At 55.6% G+C, this 17,008-nt stretch carries 16 protein-coding genes; 9 read left to right on the top strand and 7 right to left on the bottom strand.

Annotated elements, in window-relative coordinates:
- Positions 1–154: 154 nt before the first annotated feature.
- From PAT9B_RS25030 to PAT9B_RS25010, 5 genes are read left to right on the top strand one after another with little or no spacing between them, the layout of a single operon-like run.
- Positions 155–1,258 carry an ABC transporter ATP-binding protein gene (locus tag PAT9B_RS25030; RefSeq protein WP_013512091.1) on the top strand — a complete coding sequence of 368 codons (1,104 nt, stop codon included), beginning with the start codon at positions 155–157 and terminating at the stop codon, positions 1,256–1,258.
- Between the two features lie 27 nt (positions 1,259–1,285).
- Positions 1,286–2,563, top strand: coding sequence for an ABC transporter substrate-binding protein (locus PAT9B_RS25025; RefSeq protein WP_013512090.1), 1,278 nt, complete (start codon positions 1,286–1,288; stop codon positions 2,561–2,563).
- The gene (locus PAT9B_RS25020) at positions 2,563–3,474 is read left to right on the top strand and encodes a carbohydrate ABC transporter permease (RefSeq protein WP_013512089.1); all 912 of its coding nucleotides are present in this window, start codon (positions 2,563–2,565) and stop codon (positions 3,472–3,474) included. Before PAT9B_RS25025 ends, PAT9B_RS25020 begins: the two co-directional genes overlap by 1 nt.
- Positions 3,471–4,265 carry a carbohydrate ABC transporter permease gene (locus tag PAT9B_RS25015; RefSeq protein ID WP_013512088.1) on the top strand — a complete coding sequence of 265 codons (795 nt, stop codon included), beginning with the start codon at positions 3,471–3,473 and terminating at the stop codon, positions 4,263–4,265. The genes PAT9B_RS25020 and PAT9B_RS25015 overlap by 4 nt, the downstream gene beginning before the upstream one ends.
- A 12-nt stretch (positions 4,266–4,277) precedes the next feature.
- A complete protein-coding gene (locus PAT9B_RS25010; protein ID WP_013512087.1) occupies positions 4,278–5,168 on the top strand; it encodes a metallophosphoesterase in 891 nt (296 codons plus the stop codon).
- Here the strand turns inward: PAT9B_RS25010 and PAT9B_RS25005 are convergent.
- From PAT9B_RS25005 to PAT9B_RS24975, 7 genes are all read right to left on the bottom strand, one after another.
- Positions 5,165–5,941, bottom strand: coding sequence for a TraX family protein (locus PAT9B_RS25005; protein ID WP_013512086.1), 777 nt, complete (start codon positions 5,939–5,941; stop codon positions 5,165–5,167). The genes PAT9B_RS25010 and PAT9B_RS25005 overlap by 4 nt on opposite strands.
- Before the next feature lie 182 nt (positions 5,942–6,123).
- Entirely contained in the window at positions 6,124–6,489 is a 366-nt protein-coding gene (locus PAT9B_RS25000; protein ID WP_013512085.1) for an H-NS family nucleoid-associated regulatory protein, read from the bottom strand.
- A gap of 511 nt (positions 6,490–7,000) precedes the next feature.
- The gene (locus PAT9B_RS24995; RefSeq protein ID WP_013512084.1) at positions 7,001–7,603 is read right to left on the bottom strand and encodes a cupin domain-containing protein; all 603 of its coding nucleotides are present in this window, start codon (positions 7,601–7,603) and stop codon (positions 7,001–7,003) included.
- A 599-nt stretch (positions 7,604–8,202) separates the two neighbouring features.
- Entirely contained in the window at positions 8,203–9,294 is a 1,092-nt protein-coding gene (locus PAT9B_RS24990; RefSeq protein WP_013512083.1) for an FAD-binding oxidoreductase, read from the bottom strand.
- A gap of 14 nt (positions 9,295–9,308) precedes the next feature.
- A complete protein-coding gene (locus PAT9B_RS24985) occupies positions 9,309–10,052 on the bottom strand; it encodes an amino acid ABC transporter ATP-binding protein (RefSeq protein WP_013512082.1) in 744 nt (247 codons plus the stop codon).
- Entirely contained in the window at positions 10,045–10,848 is an 804-nt protein-coding gene (locus PAT9B_RS24980; RefSeq protein WP_013512081.1) for an amino acid ABC transporter permease, read from the bottom strand. Before PAT9B_RS24980 ends, PAT9B_RS24985 begins: the two co-directional genes overlap by 8 nt.
- Before the next feature lie 58 nt (positions 10,849–10,906).
- Entirely contained in the window at positions 10,907–11,719 is an 813-nt protein-coding gene (locus PAT9B_RS24975; RefSeq protein ID WP_013512080.1) for an ABC transporter substrate-binding protein, read from the bottom strand.
- A 198-nt stretch (positions 11,720–11,917) separates the two neighbouring features.
- Between PAT9B_RS24975 and PAT9B_RS24970 the strand changes: the two genes are divergently transcribed.
- From PAT9B_RS24970 to fecA, 4 genes are all read left to right on the top strand, one after another.
- Positions 11,918–13,021, top strand: a complete 1,104-nt coding sequence (locus PAT9B_RS24970; RefSeq protein ID WP_013512079.1) for a LacI family DNA-binding transcriptional regulator — start codon at positions 11,918–11,920, stop codon at positions 13,019–13,021.
- A 76-nt stretch (positions 13,022–13,097) separates the two neighbouring features.
- Positions 13,098–13,619, top strand: coding sequence for a ferric citrate uptake sigma factor FecI (gene fecI / locus PAT9B_RS24965; protein ID WP_013512078.1), 522 nt, complete (start codon positions 13,098–13,100; stop codon positions 13,617–13,619).
- 1 nt (position 13,620) lies between these two features.
- Positions 13,621–14,574 carry a ferric citrate uptake sigma factor regulator FecR gene (fecR, locus tag PAT9B_RS24960; RefSeq protein ID WP_013512077.1) on the top strand — a complete coding sequence of 318 codons (954 nt, stop codon included), beginning with the start codon at positions 13,621–13,623 and terminating at the stop codon, positions 14,572–14,574.
- 85 nt (positions 14,575–14,659) lie between these two features.
- Positions 14,660–16,999: a TonB-dependent Fe(3+) dicitrate receptor FecA gene (fecA, locus tag PAT9B_RS24955; RefSeq protein WP_013512076.1), complete on the top strand. Its 2,340-nt coding sequence runs from the start codon at positions 14,660–14,662 to the stop codon at positions 16,997–16,999.
- The last annotated feature ends 9 nt before the right edge of the window (positions 17,000–17,008 follow it).

Raw genomic sequence — 17,008 nt, 5'->3', positions numbered from 1 at the left:
AATTTATGATAATCATACCTAGCATTCTGACAATAAAATTGTGTTAACGCTGCGCCTGCGTCAGAACCCATCACTCAAACGTCACTCAACTTAAATAATTCCTTCATTATCCCCAGCTACCTTACCGCCATTCTGATCTCAGGCACGAGGGCGCATGAGCTACCTTTCTCTTCAACACATCACCAAATCCTGGGGCGAAAAAGTTGTCCTGAATGACATCAGTTTTAGCGCTGAGGAAGGCACGTTTGTCGCATTACTGGGGCCATCTGGCTGTGGCAAATCGACGTTATTACGCACCATTGCCGGTCTGGAAACGGCCGACCAGGGTGAGATAGTGTGTCGCAACAGCACCATCACCCATTTGCAACCGTCCCAGCGCCAGTTGTCGATGGTGTTTCAGTCTTATGCATTGTTTCCACATCTCAGCGTGCGTGAAAATCTGTTGTTTGGCCTCAAAGCACGTGGCGAAGATAAACAGACGTTCGCTGCGCGGCTGGCGGAAGTCAGCAAGCTGATGGAATTGGACACATTGTTGGAGCGCCGTCCCGCGCAGCTTTCCGGCGGGCAGCAACAACGAGTGGCGCTGGGACGAGCGGTGATAGCCAAACACCGCCTATGCCTGATGGATGAGCCCCTTTCGAACCTCGATGCCAAATTGCGTCAGAGCATGCGGCGCGAGATCCGCACATTACAGAAGACGCTCGGCCTGACCATGCTGTACGTGACGCACGATCAGACCGAAGCGATGAGCATGGCCGACAGCATCATTTTGCTTAATGATGGCCATATTGAGCAGCACGCCACCCCCGACGAGCTCTACAACAATCCCGCCAGTATTTTTGCGGCGCAATTTATAGGTGCGCCGCCGATGAATATCCTGCCGCTGCACTGCCGCGGTAGCGCACATTATCTCAGTCGCATGGTTGCACCGATCGTCATCGATGCGGATGAATCCGCGCTAAGCCTGGGTTTGCGCGCGGAAGATATCACCCTCGTCGAGCCGAGCCACGCGCTGCTGACTGCCCATGTTATCAGCTACGAATATATGGGGGCCGACACCTTGCTGGTGTGCTCGCTGCCCAACATTACGGAAACCCTCACCATTAAAGTGCCAGGCATGAAACGCTTCGATGAAGGCACCCTGGTTGGGCTGCAATGGTCGGCGGCGCAGCAATATCTGTTTGCCAGCCAGAGCGGTAAACGCTGCTGGCTGGCCGAGCAACACCTTATCGCATCCGGAAAAAAATACGCTGTTTAACCTTCATCTTTTGATCAGGGAAATATCATGTCTGCTATTCGTCATTTACGCCTGGCTTCAGCTCTCCTCGTTTGTTCCGTGTCTGCGGCTCTGGCCGCCGAACCGGTCAAATTGCAGATGTATTACCCGATTGCGGTAGGTGGTAAGGTCAGCCATACCGTAGATGCCTTGGTCGCCGACTTTGAAAAAGTGCATCCGGAAGTCAGCATCCAGCCAGTTTACACCGGGGACTACGCCACCACCGTCACCAAAGCACTCACCGCCTTTCGCGGTGGTAACGCACCGCAGCTGGCGGTGATTGGTGATATTGAAGCCTATTCGTTGATTGATGCCGGTGCCATTGTGGCCGCCAGCGATCTGGCCAATGATGCCGCAGGCAAAAGCTGGATCGACGGATTTTATCCGGCGTTCCTGCGCCGCATTGACGGTAAAGTCTGGGGAATTCCGTTCCAGCGTTCCACGGTGGTGATGTACTGGAATAAGCAGGCGTTTGAAAAAGCGGGTCTGGACGGCAACACGCCACCAGCAACCTGGCAACAGGTGGTCGATTTTGGTAAGAAGTTGGTGATCAAAGATAACAACGGGGTCAGCCAGTGGGGGATTGAAATCCCTTCAACACCAAACGGTTACTGGAACTTCCAGGGATTGTCTGCCACCAACGGTGGTCGTCTGGATAACGGCAAAGGGACGGCCGTCAACTTTAACACGCCGGGTAATATCGCCACGCTGCAATGGCTGACCGATCTTGGTCAGAAAGAAAACGTGTCGCCGAAAGGGGCGATCGCCTGGGGTACCACGCCACAGGACTTTATCAGCGGTAAAACTGCCATGATGGTTACTACCACCGGCAACCTGACCGTGGTGCGTGAAAACGCCAAATTCCCGTTCGGTGTGGCCATGCTGCCGGAGAAAACCCAGCGCGGTAGCCCTACGGGCGGCGGCAACCTCTATGTATTCAAAAATGCGTCACCGGAACAGAAAAAAGCGGCGATGGAGTTTATTCGCTGGGTGTCTGCGCCTGAGCAGGCAGCGCGCTGGAGTATTGCCACCGGTTATGTCGCCACATCCCCTGCTGCCTGGGACACTAGCGTTATGAAAGATTACGTCAAAGATGTTCCTCAAGCGTTGGTGGCACGCGAACAGTTGAAATACGCACAGCCAGAGCTCTCGACCTATAACAGCGTGCAAATTCAGGAAGCGCTTAACCACGCGATTGAAGCGGCAGTGACGCAGGCAAAAACGCCAGCCGATGCGCTGGAATCGGCACAGAAACAGGCCGATCGTCTGCTGAAAGCTTATCAATAATGAGCACGGTTCTCCCAACAGTGGTGGCCAAACACCCGAGATACTGGTCACTTCAGTTATATGGTTATTTGCTGATGCTACCGGCGCTGGTTTTTTTGTTGCTGTTTACCCATTATCCGGCACTGGCAACGTTGTGGGAGAGCGTGTTCAGCGCCGCGCGCAACGGTCATCCGGCCCATTTTGTCGGGCTGGATAACTATCGCGCGCTACTGGATGACGAGGTATTTATCCAGTCGCTGTGGAATAACCTGTTGTATGCCGTCATCACCATTCCGTTGGCGGTGTTGTTGTCGTTGATGATGGCGCTGGCGGTGAACCGCCATCTGCGCGGCAATGCGCTGGTGCGCGCCGCCTTCTTTATTCCGTCGCTGTTGCCGATGATCGCCATTGCCAATCTGTGGCTGTTTTTCTATACCCCGCAGCTCGGTTTGCTCAACAAATTGCTGGCTCTGTTCTCGATCCCGGCCATCAACTGGCTGGGTGAGCCGGGCAGTGCGTTGTATTGTCTGATGGCCGTGTCGGTGTGGCGTGAGGCAGGGTTTTTTATGATTTTCTACCTCGCGGCGTTGCAGCAAATCGATCCACGTCTGAGTGAAGCGGCTGAAATAGAGGGCGCGTCGCGTAGTTATTTCTTCCGACGTGTGCAGTGGCCATTGCTGATGCCGACCACGCTGTTTGTGTTGATCAACGCCTCGATGAATGCTTTCCGTATTGTCGACCAGGTGATTGCCATGACCAATGGCGGCCCGGATAACAGTAGTAGCCTGTTGCTGTTCTATATTTATCGCACGGCATTCAGTTACTGGGATATGCCTGCCGCTGCCGCGATGACGGTGGTATTGCTGGTGATCCTCGCCACCATTGCCTTGATTAAATTCAACCTGTTGGACAAGCGAGCGCATTATCAATGAGACTTCTCAACCTGGTGATTTGGCTGGCGGCGCTGCTGTGGTTTTTACCGATACTGGTCGCGGTGTGGGTGGCAATCCATCCGGCCGCAGAGCAGGGCAGTTTTACCTTGTTCGCGCCACTGACGTTGCAAAACTTCATCAACGCCTGGCACGCAGCCCCGTTTGGGCGCTACTTTGTTAATACCACGTTGTTGGTGCTGATGATTGTGGTGTGCCAGCTAGTGTTGGCGACAATGGCAGCTTATGCGCTGGTACGCTTCCGCATGAAGTATTCCGGCCTGTTGTTTGCTCTGATTTTGTTGCAGCTGATGATTAGCCCTGACGTGCTAATCCTCAATAATTACAAAACGATTGGTGCGCTGGGCTTACGCGATAGCCTGACCGGCATTGCGCTGCCATATTTTGCCTCGGCATTTGCGATTTTCCTGTTGCGTCAGGCATTCAAAAGTATTCCGCTGGTGCTGGAAGAGGCGGCGATTATTGAAGGTGCCAGCCGTTTTTATATTCTGCGCAAAATCTATATTCCGCTGGCAAAGCCCATTTATGTCGCCTTTGCTCTGGTGTCGATCAGTTTTCACTGGAATGATTTTCTCTGGCCGCTGGTCATTACCGATTCAGTGCAGGTGCGGCCATTAACAGTGGGGCTGCAACTGTTTTCCGCCCCGGAGCAGGGGGTGCAGTGGGCATTAATCGGTGCCGCCACCCTGATGACTACGCTGCCGCTGTTGCTGCTCTTCTTCCTGTTCCAGCGTCAGTTTATTCAGTCTTTTATGCGCGCGGGTATACGTTAAGGAGCACGATCCATGTCATTTGTTCATCCGCTTACTGAACAACAGCGTCATTTATTAGGTGATGTCAGCCAGTTTTTTCAGCTGCCTGCTTTACGCCCTGAGTTACTGAATACGACCTTACGCTTTGGCTTGATGGCGGACCCGCAGTATGCCGATGTCGAGGCGGATCAGGAGAAAAATCGTTACTATCGCCATGCGCTGCGCAAGCTGCCGCCGATTATTGCGCAGTTGAATCAGCAGCCGCTGGATTTTGTCGTCACGCTCGGGGATATGGTCGATCGTCACTGGGAAGATTACCGCGCGCTGTTGCCGTTGTATCAGCAGCTGCAACACCCGCACGCGGTGGTGCAAGGCAACCACGATGCACTGAGCCTGAACGATCGGCTGGCGGATGTCGCACTGCCGAAAAGTTATTACAGCTTCCGGCTGCCAGGCTGGCGTTTTGTGGTCTATGACGGTAACGATCTGAGCCTGTATTGCAGCGGGGAAGAGCGTCAGCAGGCTGAAGCGCTGCTGGCCGATTTAGTCGCGAACCAACAGCCACAGGCGCAACCGTGGAACGGTGCGGTAGGCGAACAACAGTGGCAATGGATCGAACGCCAGTTACAACAGGCGCAGATGAACGATGAGCAAGTGATCGTGTTTGGTCACTATCCACTGGCACCCCACACCACGCATGTTTTGTGGAATGGCACCGAACTGGCGGCACTGCTTTGTCGTTACCGGGTGCGGGCTTGTTTTGCGGGACATGATCATCGTGGCGGTTATGCGCGAATTGACGATACTGATTTTTTTACCCTAAAAGGGTTACTGGATGGTGCTGAAGCCGCCCCCTTTGCCGTGGTGGAAATTAGCGAGGATAGCCTGAAAGTTACGGGCTACGGGGGTGAAGTCAGCCGTTAAAGCCGTACCGGCATCACCGCCAGAACGCCAAGCAGGGTGAGATGCCCGGCGTAAGCATGATAGAAAAAGCGCCTTGGCCAGAGCCGTGTCGCGGAGATATGCGGCAGCGCAGCGACTGCCGTGATGATCAGCAGCGGCAGCACCAGTCCCGGCAGCAGATCATAAACCAGGGTATCGTCATAACCGTTACCGGGCAGGCTCAGCCACGCCATCGCGACAAACACCAGCATCAGAAACAACCGACTTTCCGCCACGGCACTGATGCAGCGGGCGGCCATGCACAGCAGGCAAAACACAATACCGGGAATGCCGTAGCTGGCGGGCGTTAACGGCCATGCCAGCAACAAAAGTACCGCCAGCCCTGCCATCGCGCCATTGACGCCCCAGCGTGCAGACCAACTCAGCAATTGCGTGCAACCGGCATAGGCGAACAGAATGTTCAGCGCCAGCCAGGATTGTCCTTTCATCATAAAAGCCAGCCAGAATAGCGGCTGGGTGGCAAGTGCCCAGAGCCAGAGCCGTTTGGCGCGCTGACGTAACCGTGCGCTATCTTCAGGCAGGTTGATGGCCCAGATAAGGGTAAATAAAGGAAACGCAGAATGACCAACGGCGGAAAGCAAGGCATTGTGGCCATTTAATAGAATGGTGTTAATGTGATCCGCTAACATCGCCAGCAGGGCAATGGTTTTAATGATATCGGCCTGAAAAGGGCTTAATGATTTAATCTGATGAAAAGGTGAAGACAAACGTAGCGAAGTTAGCAGCGCGTGCATAGGAAGTCACCGACCTGAAGATGCCTGTGTTTTTCTCTAACCGAAACATTACATTGAGCGTGACGGGCAGTAAAGCCGGAAATAATCCTAATTCGGTACATTAAACGACCAGGCATAAAAATGTGGGCATGCCAGCCCACATATAATCATTAGCAAAATAATCGAATTGCGGTTGCCGCCAATTAGATCAAGAAATCGTTCAGCGATTTACTGCTGGCGATCGCCGCTTTAATCACCGCCGGGGTGCGACCCTGACCGGTCCAGTTTTTTTCCTGACCATCTTCATCGGCATATTTATACTTCGCCGGCCGCAGAGCACGTTTTACACGTTGTTTCGCGGCTGCCTGTAAGGCACCCAGTAATTCCGTGGGATCGATACCATCGCCCAGCAACAATTCGCGGTATTTAGCCAGTTTTTCTGCCTTCTCACGCTCGGCAACCACCATGCTGAACTTCTCCAGCATTTCTTCCAGTTCTGCCAGCGGAAGGTCACGTGCTTGTGCGTGCAGGGTGCGAATGTTATTTAACGCCTTAAGTGAGTCACTCATGGACTTCTCCCAAAAATTCTGTGTCATTGAACGAATAAAATTAAAAACTGTTATTTTTTTACTGCGCAATTATAGATAGAACGTCTGACCTGACATTTCTGTGCTGAGAAGTACAACACAACTCAGGCTTATAATAAAGCAGATTGCGCGCGACTTTTAACATTATCTGCGCGTTAAATGGTAAGAGAGGAAGCGATTTTAATGCTAACCGCACCGGAATGACAACATTTACCCGAGATACAGCAAAACGATTTATTTATCTTTTGTGACAGACATAAAATATGTGCGCAATCACGAATGGCTGTTGTACTGCCCGATCAAATGTCTAATCAACCTATTTACCGTAGATGCAACGGTATCCGGCTCAATGCTCAAGATCTTGCTGTTAACACCGGTGCTAAGGTTAAATTATGGCGTGGCAGATGCATCGCATATTTATAATGGGTTATTGCATCGTCGTGCTGCACCGGCCCGGCGTGCACCGGTGCACTTTCCACCACCGTGTAACCTGTTACGCCCGCCGCCAGTTGCGCGTCAGTGGGCCAGCACGCCCGGCAACCGGATCGCTTTCCGGGAAGGGGAGCTGGCTGATGCGTTGCAACATTTCGGCAGTCGGCGCAGCGCGGCAGATATCCCACTGCTGTTGGGGCGGGTAGGCTCCCACCACCTGAAAGTCATCGCTGTTGCCCTGATTACAATGCCCGGTACCCGCGGGGAGTAACGCGACATCGCCTGCCGTCATCGTCACCAGCTCCCCACCTGGACCGCCCAGCATCACCTGCGCCGTCCCGCTGATGCAGCCCAGCACCTCATGGGCGGTGCTGTGATAATGATGAAAGCTGAAAATGGACGCCACCCACTGCGGCGGCCAGTCGTTTTGCTCGAACAAACTTTCGGTGGGGTGGGTCATCTCCGAGGCGTGCGGCAACACGTCCGAATAAAGTATTACCGGTAGGTGCGGATTATTCGGCACCCAACTGTTAGGTTCTAAACGCAGCAGTTTAACAGGGTCCGACGCAGGACTGGCGCTGGCATAACGGCTGAACAGTAGCGGTGCACTGAACGCCAGACCGGATAACACCCCCATAAAGTGGCGTCGTGATACATCATTCATCTCTTCCTCCCGAGCTTAAATGAGATATTGATCACATTTCAAGCCTAATGCAAAAGCGGTGTTATCGCGCGGTGTTTTGATCAGAGGGGAATATTCAACCGGTAAAATAACACCGGAGAAAGTCACTAATGGTGAAAGTTTCGTCTATGGATTGATATGCGGAGTCGATATCAGCTCAGACAATAAGATGAGAAATCAAAGGGAATCGATAGGAAAGTCAACACTGAAACAGCCGTCACGCATTTTTTCAATACGACGAAACCACAGAGTAAATATAAGGCAACGCAACTCATACATGACATAAAAGCCAGCCCTACGACGCTGCACAGTAACAATTGGGTAAAGCGAAATGACTATAGGGAATGTGCGGGTGAAATGGCCAATAACGCCCAGCAGACACTTACAGAGATTTTTCCCGCGCGTTGGGATAAAGCGCAGCGTGCAATGACACAGGAAAAATCTGAGCCGGACAAAATTAGCCCGTATTACCCCGGTCGCAGATGGCCGGTTACGTAGTGAAGACTTCTCCCGTTAGCTCTAATCAGGCATGGAGGAATAGGGTGTCCCCCCGGTTAGGGCAACGGGGAGACGGCCAAAACTCAGCTAAAGCGCTCCGGTCGGAATGTGGCCAGCATCGGGTGTTTGTCGCCGCTCATGATCTCATCCGCCAGCAGCTCACCAACGATTAACGCCAGCGTGGCCCCGGAATGGGTAAAGGCGACAAAACAGCCCGGCACCTGTTGCAGTTCGCCCAATACCGGCTCCCCGTCACCGGGAATCGGTTTGTAACCGATCTTCCAACTTTGCGCCTGCAACGCAACGTCTCCGGGCAGCAGTTTTTCCGCTTCGTGTACCAGTTGACGCACCACCTGTTCATCGATGGTAAATTCACCGCGGGCAAGGGGCTGTATGGCGTTTTCATACCAGTCATGATCCAGTGCCAGGCGACCGCCAGGGTTGGGACGTACCGCCACCCGTGGTGTGTTGAGCACCGTTTTGATGCCGGGCGCGACGGGTTGGGTGATCACCAGCATCGACAGCGGAGAACCGTTGGGGATGCGCACGCCAAGTGGTGCCACGACAGCGGGGGTGGCGGGACCGCAGGCCACCAGCACCGCGTCGGCCAATAACTCACCCGTTTCCCAGCGCACACCGCAGGCGCGCCCGTCGCGAGTGACGACCTGAGCCGGTCCGACATCCTCGATAATTTCGCCACCCAGTGCACGTAACTGCTGTGCCAGATAAGCGATCAGATCGGGCAGGCTGACCCAACCTTCGCCCGGATTAAAAACCGCCTCCCCGTTTAACGCGCCGGCATCGATTTGCGGCAGTTCATCGCGGGTGACAAGATGTGAGTCATAACCGTGGGCTTTCTCATATCGATGCCGTGCCCGAACAGCGCTGCCATCACCGGTGGTCCAGAACACCCCGCCGTCAAAACGCAGCCAGTCGCGTGTCGGATCTTCCGAAAAAAGCGTGCGATAACGATCGATGCCCGCCATGCGTAGCAGGTGGTAGGGCGTTGAACGTTCACCTGCCGAATTCAACCACGATAGCGAACGCCCCGATGCGCCAGAGCACAATGCGGCCTCTGTCACCAGGGTGACCGCAGCGCCACGCTTTGCCAGCTGTAATGCACTGGAGACGCCCAGCACGCCGCCACCGATGATCACCACTTGTTTTGTCGCCATGTCAGATTCCTTGTTCACAGCACTTCAGAAAGAAAACGTTGCAGACGAGGCGATTGCGGGTTATCAAACAGCGCTGTCGGGCTGCCAACCTCGATAATCTCGCCTTCGTCCATAAATACCACTTGGTCGGCGACCTTGCGCGCAAACCCCATCTCGTGCGTCACCACCACCATGGTCATCCCGCGGCGACACAAATCGGCCATCAGGGTCAGTACGCCTTTCACCAGCTCGGGATCCAGCGCCGAGGTGGCTTCATCAAACAGCATCACCTCCGGATCCATCGCCAGTGCTCTGGCGATCGCCACCCGCTGCTGCTGACCACCAGACAGATCGCGCGGATGATGATCGGCACGCTGGCCCAGTCCCACTTCCTCCAGCCGCTGACGGGCAATCGCCATCGCCTGGGATTTGGCTAAGCCCTTCACTTTCCACGGTGCCAGCGCCACGTTCTCCAGCGCACTGTGATCGGGAAACAGGTTGAAATGCTGAAACACCATGCCGATGCGCAGACGCAGGGCATCGGGTTTGTCACGCAGCACCGAACGCCCGGCCAGCAACACATCGCCGGATTGCGGCTCGTGCAGGCGGTTGATGCCGCGCAGCAGGGTGGATTTACCGGAACCGGATGGCCCGATGATGCAGGTCGTGGCACCCGGTGCGACATGGAGCGATGCCCGGCGCAGCACCTCGATCGGTCCGTAGGACAGTGACAGGTTACGCAGTTCGAGACTGGCACCTTTCCAGCTTGCCTCAGTCATGTGGACCTCCGAGGCTGCCGAACAGCGCGGTATTTGACGGTTTCTGCACTTCTTCCACCTCTTTCAGGCCGCTCTGTGGTGCCGTGCGGCGACGGCGGCCGGTGCGGTAGCGCACGTCAACGTAGTTGACCATATGCGTCAGTGGCACGGTGATGATCAGATAGAACAATCCGGCCAGCATCAGTGGTGACAGGTTGCCAGTCAGCACCGCAGCATCCTGACCGACGCGGAACAGTTCGCGCTGATTGGTCATCAGCCCCAGCAGATACACCAGCGAGGAATCTTTGATGATGGCGATAAACTGGTTAACGATGGCGGGTAACACGCGGCGGATCCCCTGCGGGATCACCACCAGTCGCATGGCCCGGCTGTAGCTCATACCCAGTGCCCGACAAGCCTCCATCTGACCACGCTCAACGCTTTGGATCCCCGCGCGAAAGATCTCACCCATGTAGGCGCTGGCGATCAGGCTGAGGGCAAAAATGCCGAGTGGGTAGGGCGAGGGGCCAAACAGCTGATAACTGAAACGCGCTAATCCCTGACCGATCAACAAAATGGTGAGAATCGACGGCAGACCGCGAAACAGGTCGGTATACATGCGGGCGGGCAGGCGCACCCAGCGTGACGGGGAGATCCCCAGCAGTGCCAGCAGCAGCCCCAGTAGCGTCCCGAGGACAGTGGCCGCCAGTGAGATGATCAGCGTGTTGACCAGACCGGTGGCCAGCAGCTGCGGCAGCACTTCCATCATCGATGGAAGATCAAAGAAGGTACGAGAAAGAATTGTGAGTACGTCCATCGGCGTCTCCCTTCAGTACGGGTGATGAGCAGGCTCATCACCGGTGAAAAACCCCTGATTACTGGCCGTCAGGCAGATACTGTTTTGGCATCGGGGAGCCGGGAAACCACTTCTGATACAGTTGTTTCCAGGTGCCATCCTGCATCGCGGCTTTGATCGCTTTATCCAGCGCGGCTTTGAATGCCGGTTTGTCTTTGGCGATGGCGACCCCGGCGGGGGCGTTGAAGGAAGGGATATCGGCGGCAGACACCAGTTTGAAACGGCCGGCATAGCTTTTCGCCGCTTCATAATCGAGGAAAACCGCATCCAGCGTGCTATTATTCAGTGCCGAGACGGCGGTGTTGTTATCCGGAAAACGCACGATGTCTGTCTGGGTAAAGTGTTGTACCGCATAGCTTTCTTGCAACGTGCCTTGAATCACGCCAAGGCGATGCTTTGCCAGCGTCTCTACGTTTGTCACTCCGCTGTCGCTACGTGTCAGCACGGTCAGATATCCGGCGAGATAGCCGGTGGAGAAATCGACGGTTTTTTCACGCGCCGGAGTAATGCCAATCGCGGCAACACCGGCATCAAACTGACCATTCGCCACGGCGGGCAGGATGGCAGAGAAATCCTGCCCGACAAAGTCCACCTGATCGATGCCCATGCGGTGAGCCACATTTTTGAAAAACTCCACATCAAAACCGGTGAACTGGCCGCTGGCGTCGGTGAAGGTATAGGGCTTGGAGTCTCCAACGCTGGCGACCCGCAGGTGGCCGGGAGAGAGCAGGCCCCAGGGATTATCTTGACTTGCAGCAAGCGTGGTAAAGGAAAGCGAACACAATGCGATGGCTGCGCCGAACAGCGCGTGCAGGGGTTTATGCGATTTCATAGCTCGTCCGTTTTTGCAGGTTAAACATCAGAGTCAGTTGAGCCGGTAAGCTGTAATGTTTTTGAGACCGGTCTCAACACGGGTGACTCCACAAGACGCAGTGATTGTGAGACCGGTCTCAAGGAGGTAGAATGAGTTTAAGCACACCCGTTTTTCAGCGTCAATGTTCCTGACCTCAACCTGTGATTCGAATTAATTATGACCAAGCAAAAAGCGCGTACCAAAGCGCCGACGGTGGCCGATGTGGCACGAGCGGCAAACGTTTCGAAAGCGCAGGCGGCACGCGCGCTGGGGGGATATGGCGCGGTCAGTGAAGAGGTACAGACCCGCGTGAGTAACGCGGCGACGGCACTGGGGTATCGTCCTAACGAACTGGCGCGCAGCATGAACACCGGGCGATCCAACACCATCGGGGTGATTGTTGGTGATATTGAAAACCCGCACTTTGGCCTGGCATTACGTGGTATGGCGGATGTCACCCGGCAGGCGGGTTATCAGTTGCTACTGAGCAACAGCGACGAAAAGTGGCAGGCAGAGCAGGACGCGGTGCGGGTGATGTTGGAAAAACAGGTGGATGGCATCATCGTTACCCCCTGCTGTTCGGAACGGGAGAAAAACCACCATCTGCGGCAGGTACAGGCGGAAGGGCGGGCATTGAAGTTATTTGATCGTGCGGTCATTGCTCTGGATGTGGAAGCAATTTGCTGCGATTTTACCGCAGTTGCGCAACAGGCTACTCACCAGTTGATAGTCGCGGGACACCGTGATGTGGTGTATATCACCAGCATGACGCTGGACAGTGAATTCCGCCAGCTGAGTGACTTCGGCTTGACGCCTGTTGCGCAGCGTGTCGATGGCATGATGCGTGCTTTTGCTGCTGCCGGACATCCTTTCGATCCCGGCATGGTGCAGGTGAATGCTGCCAGTGACGAACAAATCCAGCAGATCGTGACGCGATTATGGCAGCGTCCCCAGCCACCGACAGCCCTGATTGCCTCCGACAGCGTGGTGGCGATGTCGCTATTGCGCGTGCTCATGCAGCGCGGTCTGCGCATTCCGGAGCATCTCTCGTTTGTGATGTATGACAATTTTCCATGGAGCGAAATTGTTCACCCGCCGCTGACGGTGGTGGCACAACCGGTCTACGAAATGGGCCGCGAAGCAGCGCGCCGCTTGATCGCCGAAATTCGTGGTGAAGCGCTGGGAGCTTTACCGGTATTTAGCGCAGAATTGATTGAACGCCAGTCCATTGGGGTCCCACGTACACTGACATACCAGAGCTCATCGGCAGGGGGGTGTTAAATCAGTCGCAGTTGTAATGATAACCATTCGCAGATAGTATCATTACACTTTTCACCCTTTGACATACTTTGACATCATGCTGCCTGCTGCTGAATCGCCCGCTGCACCTTCTCTCGCCCTGTTTTACGCCAATAACCACCGCTGGTTGAAGCATTGGCTGACGGGTAAGCTGCGTTCGGCGTTTGATGCGGATGATGTCGCGCAGGATACGTTTTTACGCGTGATGTCTGGCCATCATTTGCATGATATCCGTGATGCCAAATCGTTTCTCTGCACCCTCGCCAAACGTGTGATGGTGGATCGTTTCCGCCGCAACGCGCTGGAAAATGCGTATCTGGAATTGCTCAGCCAATTGCCCACCGCCGTTGCCCCTTCACCCGAGGTGCAGCAAAGCCAGCTGGAAACCCTGCAACTTATTGACCGGATGTTGGATGGGTTAGGGCATAAGGCGCGTCAGGCTTTTTTGCTGTCACAGCTGGATAATCTCACCTATGCGGATATCGCTACGCAGCTCTCAGTTTCCGTCAGTTCGGTAAAAAAATACATGGCAAAAGCCACCGAGCACTGCCTGTTGTTTCGTCTTGAACAGGGGTTGTGACGTGACTGCGCCACTTTCCAGCTCACAACGCGAAGCATTGCGCAGCGCTTCCCACTGGTACGCGGTACTGAGCGGCGAACGGGTTAGTCCGCAGCAGGAAATAAAATGGCAGCGTTGGGTGGACGCCAACCAGGAAAACCAGTGGGCATGGCAGCAGGTGGAGAATTTGCGCCAGCAAATGCAGGGCATGCCGGGAGAGGTTGCCAGCAAAGCATTACGTGATACGCCGATGACCCGCCGCCATGTGTTGAAAGGCCTGTTGCTGGCGGTCGGCGTGGGTACCGGATGGCAGCTGTGGCAGACAGATTATGCCAGCGGGCTGCGCGCGGATTATCGCACTGCGAAAGGTGAAATCCGCCACTACCCGCTGGATGATGGTAGCCTGCTGACGCTCGACACTGCCTCGGCGGTGAATGTCACCTTCAGCGCCAGCGAGCGGCGTATCGATCTGATTGCCGGCATGCTGGCGATTACCACGGGCAAAGATGCGGCGCAGCGTCCGTTGCGGGTGTATACGCGCCAGGGACAAATGACGGCGCTCGGTACTGCCTTTAGCGTGCAACAAAAGCGCGACAGCACGCTGCTGCGGGTGTCACAGCATGCAGTGGCGGTGCGCCTTGCTCAGGATGCAACACAAACCCTTACCGTGCAGCAGGGGCAGAGCCTGCATTTCACCGCCGATCGTTTTGGCGCGCTGAGCCGCGATGCCGATAGCACGCCCGCGTGGCTCAACGGCTGGCTCAGCGTAAGCGATCGTCCGCTGGGCGAGGTGATCGACCACCTGGCGCGCTACCGTCAGGGGATGCTGCTGTGCGATGCCGATGCTGCCAGCCTGCGCGTCAGCGGCACTTTCCCGCTGTTGCACAGCGACCAGGTGTTGCACGCCCTTGAACAAACCCTGCCGATTACACTCCAGCGCATCACCCGCTATTGGGTGCGGGTGCAGCGGCGCTAATTTTTTGTGTCGCCATTGTCCCTTTTGCCTGCGTCATACGACTTATCTCTGAATACCACAAAAAATCATAAATTTTGGAGACGTTATGACTGCTTCACGTCCACATGTATTGCGGGTGTTACCGCTGGTGACAGCGATCCGCTTCTGCCTGCTTCCTTCATTACTTTTCACCTCGGGAATGGCGATGGCGGCTACGCCAGCGACCAGCCAGTACAACATCGCAGCCGGTCCACTGGACAACGCGTTAAACCAGTTTGCTTCCGCTGCGGGCATTACTCTGTCGCTGGATGCCAGCCTGACGCGGGGTAAACACAGCGACGGTTTACGCGGCGATTACTCAGTTGAGGATGGCCTGACCAACCTGTTAGCCGGTTCACAACTGGAAGCCAGCCAACTGGGCGGCACGCTGTGGACGGTAAAACCGCGCAGCAATGAACCAAGCCTGACGGTAGTGGGTGACTGGTTGGGGGAAGCACGTGAGAGCGATGTGTTTGAGCACCCGGGGGCGCGTGACGTCATTCGCCGGGCAGATTTCGCTAAAAACGGCGCTACCACCATGCGCGAGGTCCTGAACCGGATCCCCGGCGTCAACGCCCCGGAAAACAACGGCACCGGCAGCCACGATCTGGCGATGAATTTTGGCATTCGCGGTCTGAACCCGCGCCTTGCCAGCCGCTCAACGGTGCTGATGGATGGCATCCCGGTGCCGTTTGCGCCTTATGGTCAGCCGCAGTTGTCGCTGGCACCGGTTTCGCTTGGCAATATGGACGCGGTGGATGTGGTGCGCGGTGGCGGTGCGGTACGCTACGGGCCACAAAGCGTAGGCGGCGTGGTCAACTTTGTCACGCGCGCCATCCCCAAGGATTTTGGTATCGAAGCCGGGATTGAGGGACAGCTCAGTTCGACGTCTTCGCAAAACAACCCGAAAGAGACGCATAACCTGCTGGTCGGCGGCACTGCGGATAACGGCTTTGGTAGCGCGATTCTGTACTCCGGGACGCGCGGCAGCGACTGGCGCGAACACAGCGCGACCCGTATCGATGACGTGATGCTTAAAAGCCAGTACAAGCCGAACGATGTGCATACCTTCACCAGCCTGCTGCAATACTATGATGGAGAGGCGGATATGCCGGGCGGCCTGAGCCGTGCCGACTATGACGCTGACCGCTGGCAATCAACCCGCCCGGTCGATCGTTTCTGGGGCCGTCGTCAGCTCGCCAGTCTGGGCTACCAGTTCCAGCCGGATGCGCAGCATAAATTCAATATCCTCGGTTTTTATACGCATACGTTGCGCAGCGGTTATCTGGAGCAGGGCACTCGCGTGACGTTGTCACCGCGTGAGTATTGGGTGCGCGGTATCGAACCGCGCTACAGCCAGAGTTTTAACCTTGGTCCGACGGCGCATGAAGTGGGCGTGGGTTATCGTTATGTCAGCGAATCGGGCCATGAGATGCGTTACTACGTACCGACCGCCAGCGGCGATCTGCCTTCCACCTTCAGCCCTTACGATCGCGATACCCGTTCCGGCACCGAGGCACATGCGTGGTATCTGGATGACCGCATTGATGTTGGTAACTGGACCATCACACCGGGCATGCGTTTTGAACATATTGAATCTTTCCAGCGCAACGCGATTCGCGGCACACGCCAGGACGTTAGCTATAATGCGCCGCTGCCAGCCCTCAACGTGCTTTATCACCTCACCGACAGCTGGAATCTGTATGCCAACACCGAAGGCTCCTTTGGCACCGTGCAGTACAGCCAGATTGGCAAAGCAGTGGAAAGTGGCAATGTCGAGCCGGAAAAAGCCCGTACCTGGGAAGTGGGCACCCGTTACGACGATGGCGCGCTGACGGCAGAACTCGGCCTGTTCCTGATTAACTTCAACAACCAGTACGACTCCAACCAGACCAATGACACGGTCACCGCGCGCGGTAAGACGCGGCATACCGGGTTGGAGAGCCAGGTGCGTTACAACCTTGGTGAGCTGACCCCGGCGCTGGAAGAGGTCTCGGTCTACGCCAGCTATGCCTGGGTCAATGCGGAGATCCGCGAAAAAGGCGACACCTATGGTAATCAGGTACCGTTCTCGCCGCGTCAGAAAGGCACCTTTGGCGTGGATTACCAGCCGGGCAACTGGACCTTTAACCTCAACAGCGAGTTCCAGTCGAGCCAGTTTGCCGATAACGCCAACACCGTGCAGGAAAGCGCCGATGGCAGCACCGGACGTATCCCCGGCTTTATGTTGTGGGGCGCGCGCGCCAATTATGCTTTCGGTCCCAGCCTCGCCAATCTCAACCTCGCGCTGGGGGTGAAGAACCTGTTTGATCAGGACTATTTCACCCGTTCTTATGACGACAACAACAAAGGCATTTATGCCGGGCAGCCGCGAACTTTCTATCTGCAAGGTTCACTCAAATTCTGACGGAGAGTT

Source organism: Pantoea sp. At-9b (genome assembly GCF_000175935.2).
Taxonomy (GTDB): domain Bacteria; phylum Pseudomonadota; class Gammaproteobacteria; order Enterobacterales; family Enterobacteriaceae; genus Pantoea.
This window is presented reverse-complemented; position numbering and strand designations above follow the sequence as displayed.